This is a genomic window from Candidatus Flexicrinis affinis, assembly GCA_016716525.1.
Lineage (GTDB): Bacteria > Chloroflexota > Anaerolineae > Aggregatilineales > Phototrophicaceae > Flexicrinis > Flexicrinis affinis.
This window is the reverse complement of the sequence record JADJWE010000009.1, coordinates 306267-321787: the sequence shown is the minus strand read 5'-3', so window position 1 is coordinate 321787 and position 15521 is coordinate 306267. Positions and strand designations below refer to the sequence as shown.

Annotated in this window: 15 protein-coding genes; 10 read left to right on the top strand and 5 right to left on the bottom strand. The window is 63.0% G+C overall.

Annotated features, from left to right (window positions below; genetic code table 11):
* Nucleotides 1–51: 51 nt before the first annotated feature.
* Both IPM16_20670 and IPM16_20665 read right to left on the bottom strand, forming a co-directional pair.
* Nucleotides 52–354, bottom strand: coding sequence for a hypothetical protein (locus IPM16_20670; protein MBK9125519.1), 303 nt, complete (start codon nucleotides 352–354; stop codon nucleotides 52–54).
* Between the two features lie 262 nt (nucleotides 355–616).
* Entirely contained in the window at nucleotides 617–829 is a 213-nt protein-coding gene (locus IPM16_20665; GenBank protein ID MBK9125518.1) for a hypothetical protein, read from the bottom strand.
* Between the two features lie 622 nt (nucleotides 830–1451).
* Between IPM16_20665 and IPM16_20660 the strand changes: the two genes are divergently transcribed.
* From IPM16_20660 to IPM16_20645, 4 genes are read left to right on the top strand one after another with little or no spacing between them, the layout of a single operon-like run.
* Nucleotides 1452–2399, top strand: a complete 948-nt coding sequence (locus IPM16_20660; protein ID MBK9125517.1) for a hypothetical protein — start codon at nucleotides 1452–1454, stop codon at nucleotides 2397–2399.
* Nucleotides 2396–3001 carry a hypothetical protein gene (locus IPM16_20655; protein ID MBK9125516.1) on the top strand — a complete coding sequence of 202 codons (606 nt, stop codon included), beginning with the start codon at nucleotides 2396–2398 and terminating at the stop codon, nucleotides 2999–3001. Before IPM16_20660 ends, IPM16_20655 begins: the two co-directional genes overlap by 4 nt.
* 45 nt (nucleotides 3002–3046) lie before the next feature.
* Nucleotides 3047–3469 (top strand): hypothetical protein, encoded by a 423-nt coding sequence (locus IPM16_20650; protein ID MBK9125515.1) that lies wholly within the window; start codon nucleotides 3047–3049, stop codon nucleotides 3467–3469.
* Nucleotides 3462–4475: a 2-hydroxyglutaryl-CoA dehydratase gene (locus IPM16_20645; protein ID MBK9125514.1), complete on the top strand. Its 1014-nt coding sequence runs from the start codon at nucleotides 3462–3464 to the stop codon at nucleotides 4473–4475. The genes IPM16_20650 and IPM16_20645 overlap by 8 nt, the downstream gene beginning before the upstream one ends.
* Before the next feature lie 159 nt (nucleotides 4476–4634).
* On the opposite strand, the gene IPM16_20640 is transcribed toward IPM16_20645, so the two are convergent.
* Both IPM16_20640 and IPM16_20635 read right to left on the bottom strand, forming a co-directional pair.
* Complete coding sequence (locus IPM16_20640) at nucleotides 4635–4847, bottom strand: hypothetical protein (GenBank protein ID MBK9125513.1); 213 nt, start codon at nucleotides 4845–4847, stop codon at nucleotides 4635–4637.
* 341 nt (nucleotides 4848–5188) lie between these two features.
* Complete coding sequence (locus tag IPM16_20635; GenBank protein ID MBK9125512.1) at nucleotides 5189–7390, bottom strand: copper-translocating P-type ATPase; 2202 nt, start codon at nucleotides 7388–7390, stop codon at nucleotides 5189–5191.
* Nucleotides 7391–7635: 245 nt separating this feature from the next.
* Here IPM16_20635 and IPM16_20630 point away from each other — a divergent pair, with 245 nt between their 5' ends.
* The 3 genes from IPM16_20630 to IPM16_20620 all read left to right on the top strand — a co-directional run bounded on the left by IPM16_20630 (nucleotide 7636) and on the right by IPM16_20620 (nucleotide 10704).
* Complete coding sequence (locus IPM16_20630; protein ID MBK9125511.1) at nucleotides 7636–8493, top strand: DUF305 domain-containing protein; 858 nt, start codon at nucleotides 7636–7638, stop codon at nucleotides 8491–8493.
* Between the two features lie 103 nt (nucleotides 8494–8596).
* Nucleotides 8597–9250, top strand: a complete 654-nt coding sequence (locus IPM16_20625) for a response regulator transcription factor (protein MBK9125510.1) — start codon at nucleotides 8597–8599, stop codon at nucleotides 9248–9250.
* Nucleotides 9247–10704: a sensor histidine kinase gene (locus tag IPM16_20620; GenBank protein MBK9125509.1), complete on the top strand. Its 1458-nt coding sequence runs from the start codon at nucleotides 9247–9249 to the stop codon at nucleotides 10702–10704. Before IPM16_20625 ends, IPM16_20620 begins: the two co-directional genes overlap by 4 nt.
* On the opposite strand, the gene IPM16_20615 is transcribed toward IPM16_20620, so the two are convergent.
* Nucleotides 10664–12274: a putative N-acetylmannosamine-6-phosphate 2-epimerase gene (locus IPM16_20615; protein MBK9125508.1), complete on the bottom strand. Its 1611-nt coding sequence runs from the start codon at nucleotides 12272–12274 to the stop codon at nucleotides 10664–10666. The genes IPM16_20620 and IPM16_20615 overlap by 41 nt on opposite strands.
* Before the next feature lie 93 nt (nucleotides 12275–12367).
* Here IPM16_20615 and IPM16_20610 point away from each other — a divergent pair, with 93 nt between their 5' ends.
* From IPM16_20610 to IPM16_20600, 3 genes are all read left to right on the top strand, one after another.
* Nucleotides 12368–13657, top strand: a complete 1290-nt coding sequence (locus IPM16_20610; GenBank protein MBK9125507.1) for a sugar ABC transporter substrate-binding protein — start codon at nucleotides 12368–12370, stop codon at nucleotides 13655–13657.
* Between the two features lie 93 nt (nucleotides 13658–13750).
* Nucleotides 13751–14674, top strand: a complete 924-nt coding sequence (locus IPM16_20605) for a sugar ABC transporter permease (GenBank protein MBK9125506.1) — start codon at nucleotides 13751–13753, stop codon at nucleotides 14672–14674.
* 4 nt (nucleotides 14675–14678) lie between these two features.
* Nucleotides 14679–15515, top strand: coding sequence for a carbohydrate ABC transporter permease (locus IPM16_20600; GenBank protein ID MBK9125505.1), 837 nt, complete (start codon nucleotides 14679–14681; stop codon nucleotides 15513–15515).
* The last annotated feature ends 6 nt before the right edge of the window (nucleotides 15516–15521 follow it).

Here is a 15521-nt window from a genome sequence, read left to right as displayed (position 1 = left end):
CTGGGGCGTCGCGCAGGCAGCGTACCGGTATCGCAAGAATGGTGCGTGCGGCTAATGCGCGGCCACACGGCTATCGTGATTCAGCACGACGTCGTCGTACTCGGCCTGCGGGCCTTCCAGCCACGCGCCGATCCGGAACATGGTCTCACCGAACCAGAGGCGCAGGCCGTTGATCCTCCGGCGGCCTTCCAGCCGGTCGGCAAGCCGCACAAGCGCACGTCCGATGTCACAGCATACGCCGTGATAGCCGGGCGCGCGGCGCGCCAGCTTCACAGCCTCGTGCTTCTCTGCAGCACGCATAAAGTCGTGCTGACGCGTCTTCAACAAGTCGTAGGTGACTGATTCGTAGCGCATGGTGTCAACCTTTCGCGCTGCCGGCGGGGCGCCGGTGGCGGAGCGACGGCCCGATCATCGGCCCGCGCAGCCTGATCGCTGGATCGCGTCGGTTCGCGATCCGGCGCCGTGAGTATGCAATGGCAGCTGCGCGACTGCCCATTGCTGAAGGGGATGAATTTCCCGGCAACCATCGCTGTCAAGCGACTCCGATCGATTGCGGTGGTCATCGTGCGGCCCCAAGGCTGACGGGCGTCAACCCGCCAGCCCCGGAACCGGAGACCTAGTTGTAACGCGCCTTGTCGTCGACCGACTCTGTATCGATCCGGCGACCTTCGATCCAATGCCCGAGGCGCACCAACGCCTGCCCGAGATCGTGCCGCAGCCCATGCGGGTGGGCGGCAAGTGCCTCCTGAACAAGGCGTTCCTTTTCAACGAAGCGTAGTGCGTTGCTCTCGTTGACGTGCATCAGGGCGTTGAAATCTTCGAAGCTCATTTCTTCCTCCTCAACCTGCCGATTGTGCTAGGCAGACCCATGTGCGCGGCGCATAGTTAAGCGCCAGTGCATCCTCGATGGTCTGAGTCACTCTGGCGCCTACACTCACAGTCACAGCACACACGGACACCCTCGCTTTCGATCGGCACCGATGTGTTATATGCACATTATACAATGGATGCATGTCATTTTTGCATCAACGTTTGTTTTGTATGAGCAAAATCGCACCTCATTTTCTGACGCAATCCATCCGATTCTCCAACGGGTGTTCGGCCCTACCCCATACCGGCCTAATTTGCTGCAAATCTTGAGTCGTCCGAGCCAAGCACCTCAGCGGGTGCCAAAGCCGTGTCGACCACGGTCTGGTCGTGAAGGCGCGGCCATGACATGCATTTCACCACAAGTCCGTAATAACCCACGACCTGCCCGCTCGTTACGCAGTCAGTCGGTGAAGTTCCTCAATTTCCGGTCATATCATTAATAGCCTTACCGTGTTTCCGCGCTCATATTGCGTGGCTCTCTTGACATTTAGTGGTGATGGAAATACGCTCGATTCAGGTCGCGAATCGCATTGAAGTGCAGCGGCCTCCCCCAACACACAGACTGCGAGGTGTGGTGCTCTATGGCCGCCGTGCTTTCGCAAGCCACCGCCGCCCCGGTGGTGGGCCTTCCGCGTGCTCTGCTGTATCACAAGTACGCCCCACTCTGGAAAACGTTCTTCGAATCGCTCGGCTGCAAAGTGCTTGTCAGCCCCGCGACCAACCGCGCCATCCTGACCCAAGGACTCCAGCTTGCGATTGATGAGACGTGCCTCCCCGTCAAGGTCTTCCTCGGCCATGTCCACAGTCTGATCGAAAAGGCCGACTACATCTTTATTCCGCACATACTGACCCTGCACGCCAGTGAGCGGATGTGCGTCAAACTGTTTGCGCTGGGCGACCTTGTCCGTAACGTGTTTCGCGGCGTACGCCTGCTGGAATATGACGTCGACAACGAGAAGCGTCGGACGGAGTTCTGGGGCATGGTGCGCATCGGGCTGCGGCTCAATCCAAACATCATCGCCGTGCTGCGCGCAGTGTTTGCCGCACGCGCCGCACTCGCTAAACACAACCAAGCGGAACTGCTGAAGCAGCAGAAGCAGGTTGAAGCCGAACATGACTGCCGCGTGCTTGTCGTCGCGCACTCGTACGTCACGCATGACGCACTGATGGGCCAGCAGGTCAGCGCGATCCTCCGCAACCTCGGCGTCGGTGTCGTTTACGCCGACATCGCCGATTCGGATGCGGCGCGCACGCGCTCGCGCGAAATCTCGGCCGACTGCTACTGGACGTACAGCAAGGAGCTTCTTGGCGGTCTGGCGATATACAAAGATTCCGTCGACGGCATCATCTTCCTCACCACGTTCCCGTGTGGGCCGGACTCGTTGATCTTCACGTTGTGTCAGTACGTGCTGAAGGACAAGCCGAGCTGCGTGCTCACGCTGGACGAGCTGCAGGGCGACGCCGGGCTGAAGACGCGGCTTGAGAGCTTCGTCGACATCCTGCGCATCAAAAAGGAGGCGTCGCGATGACCGTGCGCCGTGTCAGCTTCCCGTTGATGGGTTCGTACCACATTGCCGAAAAGGCCCTCGCCGAAGGAATCGGGGCGGAGGTCGTCCTGCCGCCGCCGCTGACGAAACGTACGCTCGAGCTGGGCACCAAGTACAGCCCCGAGGCAATCTGCGTGCCGTTCAAGTACGTGCTGGGCAACTTCATCGAGGCCATCGAGCGCGGCGCGAACGCTGTCATTCAAGTGGGCGGCGGGTGCCGGCTTGGTTGTTACGCCGAGCTGCAGCGGGCCATCCTCACGAGCCTCGGCTATGAGGTCGACTACCTGACGATCGGCGGCCGCAACACCATTCCGGAGATCTTCGGCTTCATCAGGCGCTACTACCCCAACCTATCGCTGTTCGCCATTGTGCAGGCGCTCTACCGCGCTTTCGAAAAGGCCCGCGCAATCGACGACTTCGAAGACGTCATGCGTAAGAACATCGGATTCGAGGTCAAGGCCGGCTCGTTCGAACGGCTGCAAAAACGCTTCCTCGCCGAGCTCGATCAGGCATCTGCGCTACGCGACATCTGGCGGGTCCGCCGCGAGTACCTTGAAGACGTGCGCCAGATCGAGGTCGATTAGCCGGAGCATCCGCTGCGAGTCGGCTTCGTCGGCGAGTTCTACGTCGTGCTTGAGCCATTCTCCAACTTCTTCATCGAGAAGCATCTGGCGAAGTTCGGGGTGGAGGTTCATCGCCCGCTTACGGTCGCGCACACCATTCGCGATATCACGTTTTACGACTGGCAGGTCGCGCGCACGCTCAGAACCACCCGTCCCTATGTCACGGGGCGGCTGGGTGGCGAAGGCACCGAAAACGTCGCCTCGGCGCTCAGATACGCCAAACAAGGTTTTGACGGACTGATCCACGTCAAGCCGTTCGGATGCATGCCGGAGATCAGCGCGATGCCGGCCTTGTACCGCATCTCCGAGGACTTCCACTTTCCGATCGTGTACTTCAGCTTCGACTCCCTGACCTCCGAGACCGGCATCAAAACCCGACTCGAAGCGTTTTACGACATGATGGTGATGAGGAAAGAACGCCATGCCTAGCGAAGCGGTTCGTGCATCTATGGGTGTCGACGTCGGCTCAATCTCCACCAAGGCCGTCGTCATCGACGCAGACAATCGCATTCTGGCGCAGGACTACCTGTGGACCGAAGGCAATCCGATCCACGCGGTGAAGCGCCTGATGGCGAGTATCGAGCTGCAGATGCCTCCGGGCATCACGATCGACGCCGTCGGGACGACGGGTTCGGCACGCGAGCTGATCGGATCGATCCTCGGCGCCAACATTGTCAAGAATGAGATTACCGCGCACGCCATCGGCACGCTGACGTTCCACCCGGACGTGCACACCATCTTTGAGATCGGCGGTCAGGACAGCAAGATCATCGTAATGGAGCACGGCGTTGTGACCGACTATGCGATGAACACCTTATGTGCGGCAGGCACCGGGTCGTTCCTGTCGTCGCAGGCGCGCCGGCTCAACATCCCGGTCGAGGAGTTCGGGCAGTACGCCCTGCGCGCCACCAAGCCGACCAAGATCGCCGGGCGCTGCACGGTGTTCGCCGAATCCGATCTGGTGCATAAGGCGCAGATGGGCTACCCGACCGAGGACATCATCGCCGGGCTGTGCCATTCGATCGTGCTCAACTACCTCAACAACGTCGGTAAGGGCAAGCGTATCGTCCCGCCGATCGTGTTTCAGGGTGGGGTCAGCAAGAATGTCGGCGTGGTGCGCGCGTTCGAGCGCGTCACCGGGCACCCGATCATCGTCGATTCGCTCGGGCACCAGATGGGCGCGATCGGCGTGGCGATTCTGGCGCGCCGGCACTCGCAAGCTGCGTTCGACTTCGACATCAAGGACGTCGATTTCCGCACCGTCGGCATCGAGTGCGGTGGATGCCCGAACGACTGCGAGGTCGTGTGCGTACTGCGCGAGTCGCAGTTCCTTGACGGGTGGGGCAACCGCTGCCCGGCGGGGATCGTCAACGCGAAGAAGAAGCTGGCTGAGGATGCCGGCGTCGAGGAGGACGCGGTCGCGGTCGTTGCCTAAGAGGCCATTTGAAAAGGTCAGGGTGAGGCAAGGCGGCGGCATGAGGCGGATGCTGGAGACATAGAGCATCGCTTCACTGAGACGGCGGTTCGCCGAGCCTGAACGTTCGTTCCACCGCCCAGCGCCGCGCAAGCGGTCCCGTGTCCGGACGGTCGACCGTCATGCCGCAGACCTGTTCGCCCAGGTGACAAACTGGCTCCGACCTCCGTCTGCCTTCAGCCGTGGAAAGCGAGTGATGTTCTGCATCAACAGGTGCTTAGCCGCATCGGTCTGCATCTGTCTCACCAACACCAGCGCCTCTTCCCCTTTTTCGCCGGTTTTCACCGATTGGCTGTCCAGGATCACGCCACTGGCCAGGCGGATGACAGCCACTGCGGGTCGCCCCCTCCGCTCCCCGGTGCCATTCTGGCGCCAGCTGTTGAATTGTGGTGGACCGTGCCTTTGGGCGGTAAACTCCCGGCAGCATTCTCCACTGAAGCTGGTTCTCAGTGTAGATGATGGCATTCAGCAACCGCGCATATCGGCGCTGCGCAGGGCGTCGCCAATTCGCCGTCGGAATGTGCTCTCTCCCACTCCGGCTTTGTCCGGTCCCCCCTGCTTTTCAAACGGCCTCTAAGGGCTAGACGGTTGGCGACAAGACAGTCCCGTAATGAAGCGCAGCCCACCCTGCGTGACCAGCATCACGCGGGACGGGCTGCCTGTCTTTTCGCTGCTTAGGCCGACTTCAGGTCGAGGCGGCGCAAGAGCTGTGCATTGAACGCGACGACGATCGTGCTCAGCGACATGAACACCGCCCCCACCGCCGGGTCGAGGGTGATCCCGAACGGCGCAAGGATGCCCATCGCCAGCGGGATCGCCACGATGTTGTACCCGGCCGCCCACCACAGGTTTTGCACCATCTTGCGGTAGGTGGCTCGGCTCAGGCGCACAATGCGCACGATATCGAGCGGGTTGGAGCGCACAAGGATGATACCCGCACTTTCGATCGCGACGTCGGTGCCTGCGCCGATCGCGATACCGACATCGGCTGTCGCCAGCGCCGGCGCGTCGTTAACACCGTCGCCGACCATCGCCACCGTCCGCCCGCCGCGTTTAAGCTCGCTTACGCGGTTCGCCTTCTGATCGGGCAGCACCTGTGCCAGCACCGTGTCGATATCCAGCTCGCGCGCCACCGAGTCCGCGACTGCTTGGCTGTCGCCGGTCAGCATGGCGACCTCGACGCCAAGTTCGTGCAGCGCGCGTACCGCCTGCCGGCTTTCTTCGCGGATCACGTCGGCGATCGCAAACAGCGCAAGAACGCGTTCTTCCGATGCGAAGTATATCAGTGATTGGCCAGCGTCCTCGGCCTTGCGCCCGTCTTCGGCAAGAGCCGCGGGCGCATCGAGACCCACCTCCTCAAGCAAGCGCGGGCCGCCGATGAAGTACGTCGAACCGTCCACCTCGGCGCGCACGCCGCGTCCCGCCAAGGCGTCAAAGCCGGTGACTGCCGCAGGCTCGATGCCGCGGCCTTCAGCGTAGGCACGAATTGCCTGCGCGATCATGTGCTCGCTGTCGCGCTCGAGCCCGGCCGCAATCCGAAGCGCCGTGTCCTCCTCTATACCGTCGACTGCAAAGCCGACGACACCTTGCTCGCCTTTGGTCAGCGTGCCGGTCTTATCGAACACGACGACATCCAGCTCGCGCGCCTTTTCGAGCGCCACGCGCTGCCGCACGAGCAGACCGTTACGCGCTGAGAGCGTAGTCGAGATCGAGACGACCAACGGCACGGCCAGTCCGAGCGCGTGAGGGCATGCGATCACCAGCACCGTGACGGTACTGCGTACCGCGTCGGCGAGGCTCCCGGTGGTGATGAGCCAGGCGACCAGCGTGATGATCCCTGCGCTGATGGCGATGATGGTGAGATAGAAGGCCGCGCGCTGGGCCAGTGTCTGGGCACGCGACTGGCTCTTCTGGGCGTCCTCGACCAGCCGCATGATACCGGCCAACGCCGTGCCTTCACCGACCTTCTGGATCTCGACACGCAGCGCTCCCGATCCGTTGACCGACCCGCCGATCACGGCGTCACCCGCGGCTTTCGTCACCGGCTTGCTCTCGCCGGTCAGCATCGACTCGTTGACATTGCTTTGCCCTTCCGCCACGACGCCATCGGCCGGAATGCTTGCACCGGGGCGGATCAAGACGCGGTCGCCTTCGCGCAGTTCCGATACCGCGACGGTCTCGGTCTGGCCGGATGGCAGGATGCGCTCGGCGGTGTCGGGCAGCAGCTTGGCCAGTTCTTTGAGTGCGCCTTGCGCCTGCCCGACGCTGCGCAGCTCGATCCAGTGGCCCAGCAGCATGACGGTGATGAGCGTCGCCAACTCCCAGAAGAAGTCCATCGTCATGCCGGCGGCGTCGTGCGCCGGGAACAGGAAGATGCCCATGCTGTAGACGTACGCGGTCGTGATGGCAACCGAGATCAGCGTCATCATGCCGGGCTGGCGCGACGCCAGCTCGCCGCGCGCCATCGACAGGAACGGCAGGCCACCGTAGACGAAGATGATCGTGCCGATCACAGGTGCGATCCACGAACTGCCGGGGAAGTCCGGCATTGTGAACCCGAGCCACCCCTGCACCATCGGCGAGTAAAGGACGACCAGCAGCGTCAGCGGCAGGGTCACGAAGAAGCGGTTGCGCATCATCGTGATGTGGCCTTCGTGCATTCCGCCGCCATGTCCGCCGTGTTCGTGGGCGCCGTGCCCGGCGTCGTGAGTCTTGCTGCTGTGCGCTGCATGCTCGCCGCCGTGCTGCATCGCGGCGTGGTCGTGCCCATGGTGGCTGTGATCTTCCGCGTGGTGCGCGTGCTCATGTTTCGTGTGGTGGTCGTGGGCTTGGTGGCCCCCTTGCGTGTGTTCGTTGTGCGGCTTTGACGTGTTCATGGCGTTCGCCCTCCCGGTGGGTCGAATGATCGCTGACTGTGCTGAATTGGTGTTGACTCCCTCGCTATCAACGACGCATCGATGCAAATCGATCTTTCAAGACCACATGCAAATACCCGCCAAATGGCGGGGGTGGATGCGTCGTTCGGCGGATGAAAGTGCCGTGTCGCCGACCGCATACTGAATCACAGTGCCGGAGCGGCGACGCCCCGGCGTACTGTTCTGTGTTCAGCAGGAGTTGTGACATGAGACTGCGGGTTGTGTTGGTAAGTGTCTTGGTCGTGGTAGCGGTGGCGTTGGCTGCGCCGGTCGTATTCGGCCACGGCCCGGTGGCTGACCGCCTCGGGCGCTCCGAGCTTCGCTTTATGGAAGGCATGATTGATCATCATCAGATGGCGCTGGACATGGCCGCCGACTGCGTGGCGCGCGAGATTTCCGCGGAACTGCGTGCCGAGTGTGAAGCGGTGATCGCGGCGCAGCAGCCCGAAATCGAGCAGATGCAGGCGTGGCTGTTGGAGTGGTACAACGTCGACTACACGCCGATGTCGATGGCCGATATGGGTGGTCTGCACGGCGGCGGCGACATCGCAGGCATGATGGCGCCCATGATGGGAATGATGGACAGCATGATGCAGATGGACATGCCGGGCGAGATGCGCGACATGATGAATCAGATGCGCGGCATGATGGCGATGATGGGCATGATGCACGGCGGCGGCATGGGCATGGATATGATGGGCGGGAGCATGGGCGGTATGGGCCATGGCGGGCACGGCGCGCAACCCACGGCCATACCGAGCATGGGTCATGGCGGGCACGGTGGCCATGGTGGCGCCGCCACTACCGCGCCGCATACCGATCCGGCCATGATGATGGGCATGTTCGCAGGCTTCAACCGGCTCACCGGCGTGGAGTACGAGATTGCGTGGCTGGAGTCGATGATCGACCATCACGACGACGCGATCCACATGTCCGAGCGACTGCTCGCGCGCGGGGATACCGGCCATGCCGAACTGCGCGACCTTGCGCAGGCGATCATCGATGCGCAGTCCGCGGAGATTGCGCGGTATGAGGAATTGATCGCAGCGCTCAAGAGCTCGTAGACCTCGCACAAGAGTCGCAAACAAGTCGGTACAATGAGAGGCGGGAACCGAGGTGCATGCCTCGTCCCGCCTCGTTTGGTGTGGATTTCCCGGGGGATGTCCAATGACGCGGATCCGTGTTGTGCTTGCAGACGATCACGCTGTGGTCCGAAAGGGGATTCGTCAGTTTCTCGAAGACGACTCCGACATCGAAGTGCTTGCCGAGGCGGGTGATGGCGAGGCGGTCAAGGCGTTGATTCGCGATCTGCGCCCGGACGTCGCAATCCTCGACGTGCGGATGCCTCATGCCACCGGAATCGAGGTAACGGCATGGCTGCGGACGCAGGATCTGCCCACCCGCGTCCTGATCCTCTCCGCCTACGACGACGACCCGTTCGTCATTGCGGCGCTGCAGGCGGGCGCAAGCGGGTACGTGCTCAAGACATCCGAGGCCGACGACATCGTTGACACGGTACGCGCTATCCACGCGGGGCGGTCGGTGATCCCTGCTGCGCTTGCGCAAAAGCTGGCCCGCCGCGGCGATCCGCACAGTGCAGACAATGCCGAACACTTGACCGATCGCGAACACGAAGTGCTGGAATATGCCGCCGCCGGCATGACCAACCGCGCGATCGGCTTCCGGCTGTCGATCAGCGACCGCACGGTGCAGGGTCACCTCGCCAGCATCTATGCCAAGCTCAACGTCAACAGCCGCACCGAAGCCGTGACCAAAGCGCTTCAACTTCACCTCATCTCCCTGCCGGAGAACAAGTCGTGACGTCCGTCCGGCGGCGGTTCGATGTCGGCGGTCTGCGCGTTCAAGTCCTGTTGTGGACGCTGCTGCCGCTGACGATTCTGCTGCTGCTGTTTTCCTACAGCGGCATCTCGAGCCACGAGCAGTCGATGCGGGCGCTTGCCATTGAGGAAAACGGCCGGCTGATCCGGGCCTATGCCGCGCTGATCAGCGCGCAGGTTCAGCGATACGCCAACGCCGAGCAAATCCCGCCATTTGCGGTGCCGGTCGGCGCGCTGGCGCTCGACACGGTGTTTGGCGCGAAGGACGACGACGAGGACGGTGCTGTGTCGCTGTACGACGCTCAGGGGCGACTGCTCTTCGGCGACGAGACGACGATCCCGCATCACGATTCGATGATGCCGGCGGCGAACGGCGGAGGCCACCATCACATGACAGCGGTCAGCCCCGATACCGGCCACGATGTCCTGATTACCCGCGCGACCATTCCGGAAACCGGTTGGCAGCTCGTGCTCGAAGACTCGTGGCACATGCTGACCGCTCCGCTGCTCCGGTTCGACCAGATCACGCCGCTTATTCTCGCCGTGGCCGTGATCGTCTCGCTGCTGGTGCTGTTCCTCGGCGTTCGCTACGTCGTTCGGCCGCTGCAAGAGCTGCGGCTGCGCGCAGTGCGTATCGGACAAGGCGATTACGACGCGACGGCCCTACCCATCAACGGCGTCACCGAAATCCGCGACCTGCGCACGGCGTTGGGCGACATGGCCTCACGCGTGCGGGACTCGCGTGCGGCGCTGCAGGACTATGTCGGCATGGTGACGCAGGTGCAGGAAGAGGAACGCGCGCGCCTCTCGCGCGAGCTTCACGACGAAACCGTGCAAACGTTGATCGCGCTGGGGCACAAAGCGCAGATGATCCAGCGCAGCCTCAAACGCGGCGATCCAAGTTCGGATGCACTCGCCGCCGACATGCGCGGCATGATCGAGCAGGCCATTGCCGAAGTGCGGCGCTTCAGTCAAGCGCTGCACCCGCATTACCTCGCCGAACTGGGGTTGTCGACAGCCCTCGAATCGCTCGCGCGAGACGCCGGCGCTGAGTTTACGCTCCCCGGCTCGCCGCCCAAGCTGAAGCCCGACCAAGAGCTTGCGGTGTATCGCATTGCGCAAGAAGCCCTCAACAACGTACAGCGCCATGCCAACGCGCGCGCCGTCGAAATCGAGTTCGGCGCCCAGAACGGACACGCGGTCCTGCGCATCGCCGATGATGGTGTCGGATTCACACCGCCGGCAGAACTGGTGACCCTGACCAGTTCGGGGCATTTCGGCTTGATGGGCATGCATGAACGCGCCGCGTTGGTCGGCGGACACCTCAAAATCGACGCGATGCCCGGTCGCGGGACCGTCGTCGAGCTGACGATTGACACCGATCCGCCGGGTGAACCTAATGCGACGGTCCCTGCCGCTGGAGCTGTTGGGCCATGAGGCCCGCCCCCACCAGCCCAGCCTCGCCACCGTAGCGCGCCGATACGATCAACGTGTCGGTGAGCGACGGATAGACCCGCTCGGCAAATGCGGACCGCAGCGGCCCAAACAGGAGATCGCCCAGCCCGGCGACGCTGCCACCGATCACGATCACGTTTGGGCGCAGCAGGTCGACCGCCGACGCCAGGCCGATTGCCAGCCAACGTGCCATCGCCCCGATGGCCGCTAGCGCCGCCGGATCTCCGGATTCCGCCGCGGCCTGCACGGTCTGGCCGGTGACAGTCATCGGATCGACACCGGCGCGTTCGGCGTATGCCAGTGCAAGAGCCGGCCCGGACACACGCGTCTCGAGGCACCCGCGCAGGCCGCACGTGCACGGCAGCCCTTCCGGATCGACCGGCATGTGGCCGAGCTTCAGGCTGGCCGCGTCGCGCAGGCGCATCGGCCGGCCATCCACGATCCAGCCCGCGCCGAGGCCGGTGCCAATGGCGACGCCCAACACGTTGTCGTACCCCTGCCCCGCCCCGCGCAGCGCCTCCGCTGCCGCCGCGCATACGCCGTCGTTGTCGGTCACAGTCAGCAGATCGAACTGCGCTTGCATGCGCTCGGTGATCCGCATGCCCGTCCACCCCGGCAACAGCGACGTTGCGAACCGGACGCGCCCCAGCGAGTCGACCTCACCGCCGGTCGACACGCCGATCGACGCGGCATCGGGCGCCTTCGTGCGTAAGTCAGCGACAAGGCCGGCAGCGCGCACGAGGACGTCTTCACCGCCGCGCTGGGGTTCGGTGGGAATGCGGGTCGCGTGCGCGAGGTCGCCGGACGGCAGCATGATCGCCGCGGCAATCTTGGTCCCGCCGATGTCGACCGCAATGACGGGCGCGACGTCTGTTTCCGGCCGCATCGCCGCGACGTAACGTGACACGATGAAGCGCGGGCGCGTGATCATCGAGCCGACGACGACCGCAAACGCACCGGCGCGCAGACCGCGCGCGGCCTCGTCCGGCGTCGAGATTCGGCCTTCCATAACGACGGGGACCTCAAGCGCGGCGCTCAGGCGCTTCACGAGTTCGTAGTCCGGTGTGTGCATCTGCGGGCTGTAATCTGTGTAGCCTGACAGGGTGGTGGCGATCAGATCGGCGCCAGCTTCTGCTGCGGCGATGCCCTCGTCGAACGTCGAGATGTCGGCCATCACCACAACGTCCAGATCGGCGTGGATTCGTGCGATCATCTCGGCTGGGGAGGGTCGACCCTCGTCGCCCCAACGCCGCGTTGCGTCGAACGCGATCGCGCTCGCGCCGGCATCGTAGATCGCCCGTGCGGCGTCGATCGTCGGCGTGATGCGCGTGCCGACGCCACGCCAATCCTGCTTGTAGATACCGATGATCGGGATGTCGACGGCGTCCCGGATTGCCTCGATGTTGCGCGGACCGTTCGCGCGAATAGCGACTGCCCCGCCCGCTTCGGCGGCGCGCGCCATGTCCGCCAGAAAGCCGGCGTCGGTCAACACGTCCTCCGGCCGTGCCTGACATGAGACGATCAATCCCCCTTGAAGAATCTGAACCGACATGACCAATCGGACTCCGTAGTTGGTTGCGTGGCTTCTCTTGGTATGGATACAATACCCCTCACCGCGAGGTATTGCAGAAATTGAGGGAAAAAGATGTCCAGATCGTCTCATCGTCTCCTAGTAGTCCTACTTAGTCTCGCCCTGCTGGTCAGCGTCGGCGCTGTCGGCATGGCGCAGGACACCACCGTCATCACGTTCTGGAAGCACAGCCATCCGCCCGCCGATCCGCTCACTGAGGAGTTGATTGCGGAATACGAAGCGGCCAATCCGGGAATCGATATTCAGTTGGAACTGATCTCCAGCGCAGACTACATCAACCGCGTACTGACCGCCGCCGCTGGTGGTCAGCTTCCCGATATCTTCGACATTAACGACGCCAACCACGCCATTCTGACCGCCAACGGCATTCTCGCCCCAGTCGACGTCGCGGCGTTCGGGTTCGAGACTCAGGAAGAATTCGAAGCGGCGTACGTGCCCGATAGCCTCAACCCGTTCAAGGGCGAGGACGGTCAGGTGTACGGCATCCCGTTCGAGTACAACTCGTGGATCATGGTCATCAACGACGCCATGTTCCGCGAGATCGGCCTCGATCCGGAAACCGACTATCCCAAGACGTGGGAAGAGGTCGGCGAGATTGGCGCGCAGATTGCTCAGGTGAACAACGGTGTGTTCGAGCGCCAGGGCTTCGCGTGGAATCTGGTGACGCCGGGCTGGACGATGCTGCTGTTCTCGCCGTTGGTCTATCAGGGTGGCGGCTCGATCTTGACTGAAGACGATAAGGGCGATGCCTGCGCGCTGAACGAGCCAGCGGGCGTTGCGGCTTTGCAGACGATGCAGGACATGTACTACAAGTACGGCGCCGGTGCGCCGGGAATCAACCTGTCGACTGCACAGGACGCGATGATCGACTTCTATCAGGAGCGAATCGGCATGTGGATCCTCGGCCCGTGGGCCGTCCCGCAGCTGACGCCGGTGGGTGACGATCTGCGCCTGATCCCGCTGCCGCAGATGACCGACGCCGAGCGCAACGTCGTCATGCTGTCGTCGTGGGTGTGGACGGTCAATGCCGCGTCCGAGCACACGGACATTGCGTGGGACTTCGTCGACTATGCCTCGCAGCAAGGCGCGCGCTGGCTTCCGACCGCTGGCTACATCCTCCCGCGCGTTGGCTGGACCGACGATCCGTCCGTGCCTGAGTTCCCGGGCCTTGACGTGTTCATCGACCAGATGCAGTACGGCCGCCCGCGCTTGATCCACCCGCGTCAGGGCGAAATCGGCACGATCATCCACCAGTACGTGCAAGATGCGATCCTGAACAATCTCGACGCACAGGAGACGCTCGACAACGCGTGCGAAGAAATCAACGCCGCGCTTGCCGGCTAATGCCTGCAGGTTGTAGATAGACCCGCGCGGGGGCAGGCCATGCGCGAACGGCCTGCTCCCGCGTGCTTGTTTTGTCAGGAGTAGCATCTTTCTATGGCCGCAGTTGAGTCCAGCGTTCACCGGCGCGCATGGTTCGAGCACATTCCGTGGCTGACGTATGGCCGACGGCTCGGGTTCACGGGCTTCTTCTTCGTGCTGCCCGCGCTGATCTACTTCACGCTGTTTGCGTTCTACCCGATGGCCAACGCCGTCCGGCTGAGTTTCTACAATTACAATCTGCTCTCACCCCCGCGGTGGATCGGGTTTGGTAATTACGAATTCCTGTTCGGCTCGCGGGAGTTCGTGGAGTCGCTCGGCACCACCATTATCTACGCCTTCGGCATCAGCGTGCCGATCTGGGTGCTGTCGATGATCCTCGCGCTGATGCTCAACCAGAATATCCGCCTGCGCACGTTTTTCCGCACGGTGTTCTTCGCGCCGATCGTCATGCCGCTGGTGGTGCTGGCGATCATCTGGTCGCTGCTTTATCACCCCTTCGGGCCGATCAACACGGTACTGCTCGCGCCGTTCATCAATCAGACGATCCCGTGGTTGAACTCCAACCAGCACGCCCTGTTGGCGGTCATCATCCTCGCCGTCTGGCGCGCAACCGGCTACTACGGCGTGATCTATCTGGCTGGCCTGCAAAACATCCCGAACGAATACTACGAAGCGGCCCGACTTGACGGCGCCAACAACTGGCAGTTGTTCCGCTTCATCACGTTTCCACTGCTGCGGCCGACAACGCTGTTCGTGGTCGTCGTGTCGATCATCAACGCACTGCGGCACTTCGACGTCATCTGGATCATGACCGGCGGCGGCCCCGGCGACGCGACGCGCGTCCTGTCGGTGCTCATCTACGAGACGGGCTGGATCTTCCTGCGCATGGGACGTGCGGCGGCCATGTCGGTCATCCTGTTCTTGCTCGCGCTGTCGTTCACCGTCGTCCAGATGTGGTTCTTCAGGACGCAGGAGTAGGCCGATGCTCACGTCACCTCGCGTCATCCACTTCACGCAGCACGCCATCATCTACGGCATACTCGGTTTCGGCGCGTTTCTGATCCTGTTCCCGCTGGCGTGGGCCGCGACATCGGCGCTCAAGCCGAACACCGAGGTCTTCGCCGTGCCGATGAACTGGATCCCCGAGAATCCACTCTGGGAAAACTTCATCCTGCCCTTTCAGGAGAGGCCGTTCGGCACGTACTTCCTCAACAGCATCATCGCCGCGCTGGCGTCGGTGGCGCTCACGGTGGTCATCTCGTGCCTCGCCGGCTTCAGCCTCGCCAAGTACCGCTACTTCGGGCGGAACATCGCGTTCGTCGCCATCCTCAGCACGATGATGCTGCCGGTGCAGGTCATCCTCGTGCCGCTGTATCTGGTGGTGCGCGACCTCGGCTGGCTCGACAGCTATCAGGGGTTGATCTTGCCGCAGGCCGTCAACGCGTTCAGCATCTTCCTGATGCGCCAGCACATGAAAAGCATCCCCGACGATTACATCGAGGCGGCCCGTCTCGACGGGGCCTCGGAGCTGTCAATCCTGCTGCGCGTGGTGGTACCTATGAGCCGCGCGTCGATTTCCGCCGTGGTGATCTTCGCCTTCCTCGCCAGTTGGGACAGCTACGTGTGGCCGCTGGTCGTGGTGACGCGGGACGCGCTGCGCACGCTTCCGTTGGGACTGTCGATGTTCTTCAGCGAGTATTCAAGCCAATACAATCAGGCGCTGGCGGCCGCAATCATCATGATGGTGCCGGTGCTGCTGGTGTTCATCGTGCTGCAGCGCCAGTTCGTCGAGGGACTGACTCGCTCCGGCCTCAAGTAGATGGCC

What these genes read in the sequence shown, in the direction of transcription:
- IPM16_20670 (MBK9125519.1), bottom strand. Translation starts at nt 354, where the DNA reads ATGCGCTACGAATCAGTCACCTACGACTTGTTGAAGACGCGTCAGCAC.
- IPM16_20615 (MBK9125508.1), bottom strand. Translation starts at nt 12,274, where the DNA reads ATGTCGGTTCAGATTCTTCAAGGGGGATTGATCGTCTCATGTCAGGCA.
- IPM16_20605 (MBK9125506.1), top strand. Translation starts at nt 13,751, where the DNA reads ATGGCCGCAGTTGAGTCCAGCGTTCACCGGCGCGCATGGTTCGAGCAC.
- IPM16_20645 (MBK9125514.1), top strand. Translation starts at nt 3,462, where the DNA reads ATGCCTAGCGAAGCGGTTCGTGCATCTATGGGTGTCGACGTCGGCTCA.
- IPM16_20600 (MBK9125505.1), top strand. Translation starts at nt 14,679, where the DNA reads ATGCTCACGTCACCTCGCGTCATCCACTTCACGCAGCACGCCATCATC.
- IPM16_20635 (MBK9125512.1), bottom strand. Translation starts at nt 7,390, where the DNA reads ATGAACACGTCAAAGCCGCACAACGAACACACGCAAGGGGGCCACCAA.
- IPM16_20610 (MBK9125507.1), top strand. Translation starts at nt 12,368, where the DNA reads ATGTCCAGATCGTCTCATCGTCTCCTAGTAGTCCTACTTAGTCTCGCC.
- IPM16_20665 (MBK9125518.1), bottom strand. Translation starts at nt 829, where the DNA reads ATGAGCTTCGAAGATTTCAACGCCCTGATGCACGTCAACGAGAGCAAC.
- IPM16_20625 (MBK9125510.1), top strand. Translation starts at nt 8,597, where the DNA reads ATGACGCGGATCCGTGTTGTGCTTGCAGACGATCACGCTGTGGTCCGA.
- IPM16_20630 (MBK9125511.1), top strand. Translation starts at nt 7,636, where the DNA reads ATGAGACTGCGGGTTGTGTTGGTAAGTGTCTTGGTCGTGGTAGCGGTG.
- IPM16_20655 (MBK9125516.1), top strand. Translation starts at nt 2,396, where the DNA reads ATGACCGTGCGCCGTGTCAGCTTCCCGTTGATGGGTTCGTACCACATT.
- IPM16_20660 (MBK9125517.1), top strand. Translation starts at nt 1,452, where the DNA reads ATGGCCGCCGTGCTTTCGCAAGCCACCGCCGCCCCGGTGGTGGGCCTT.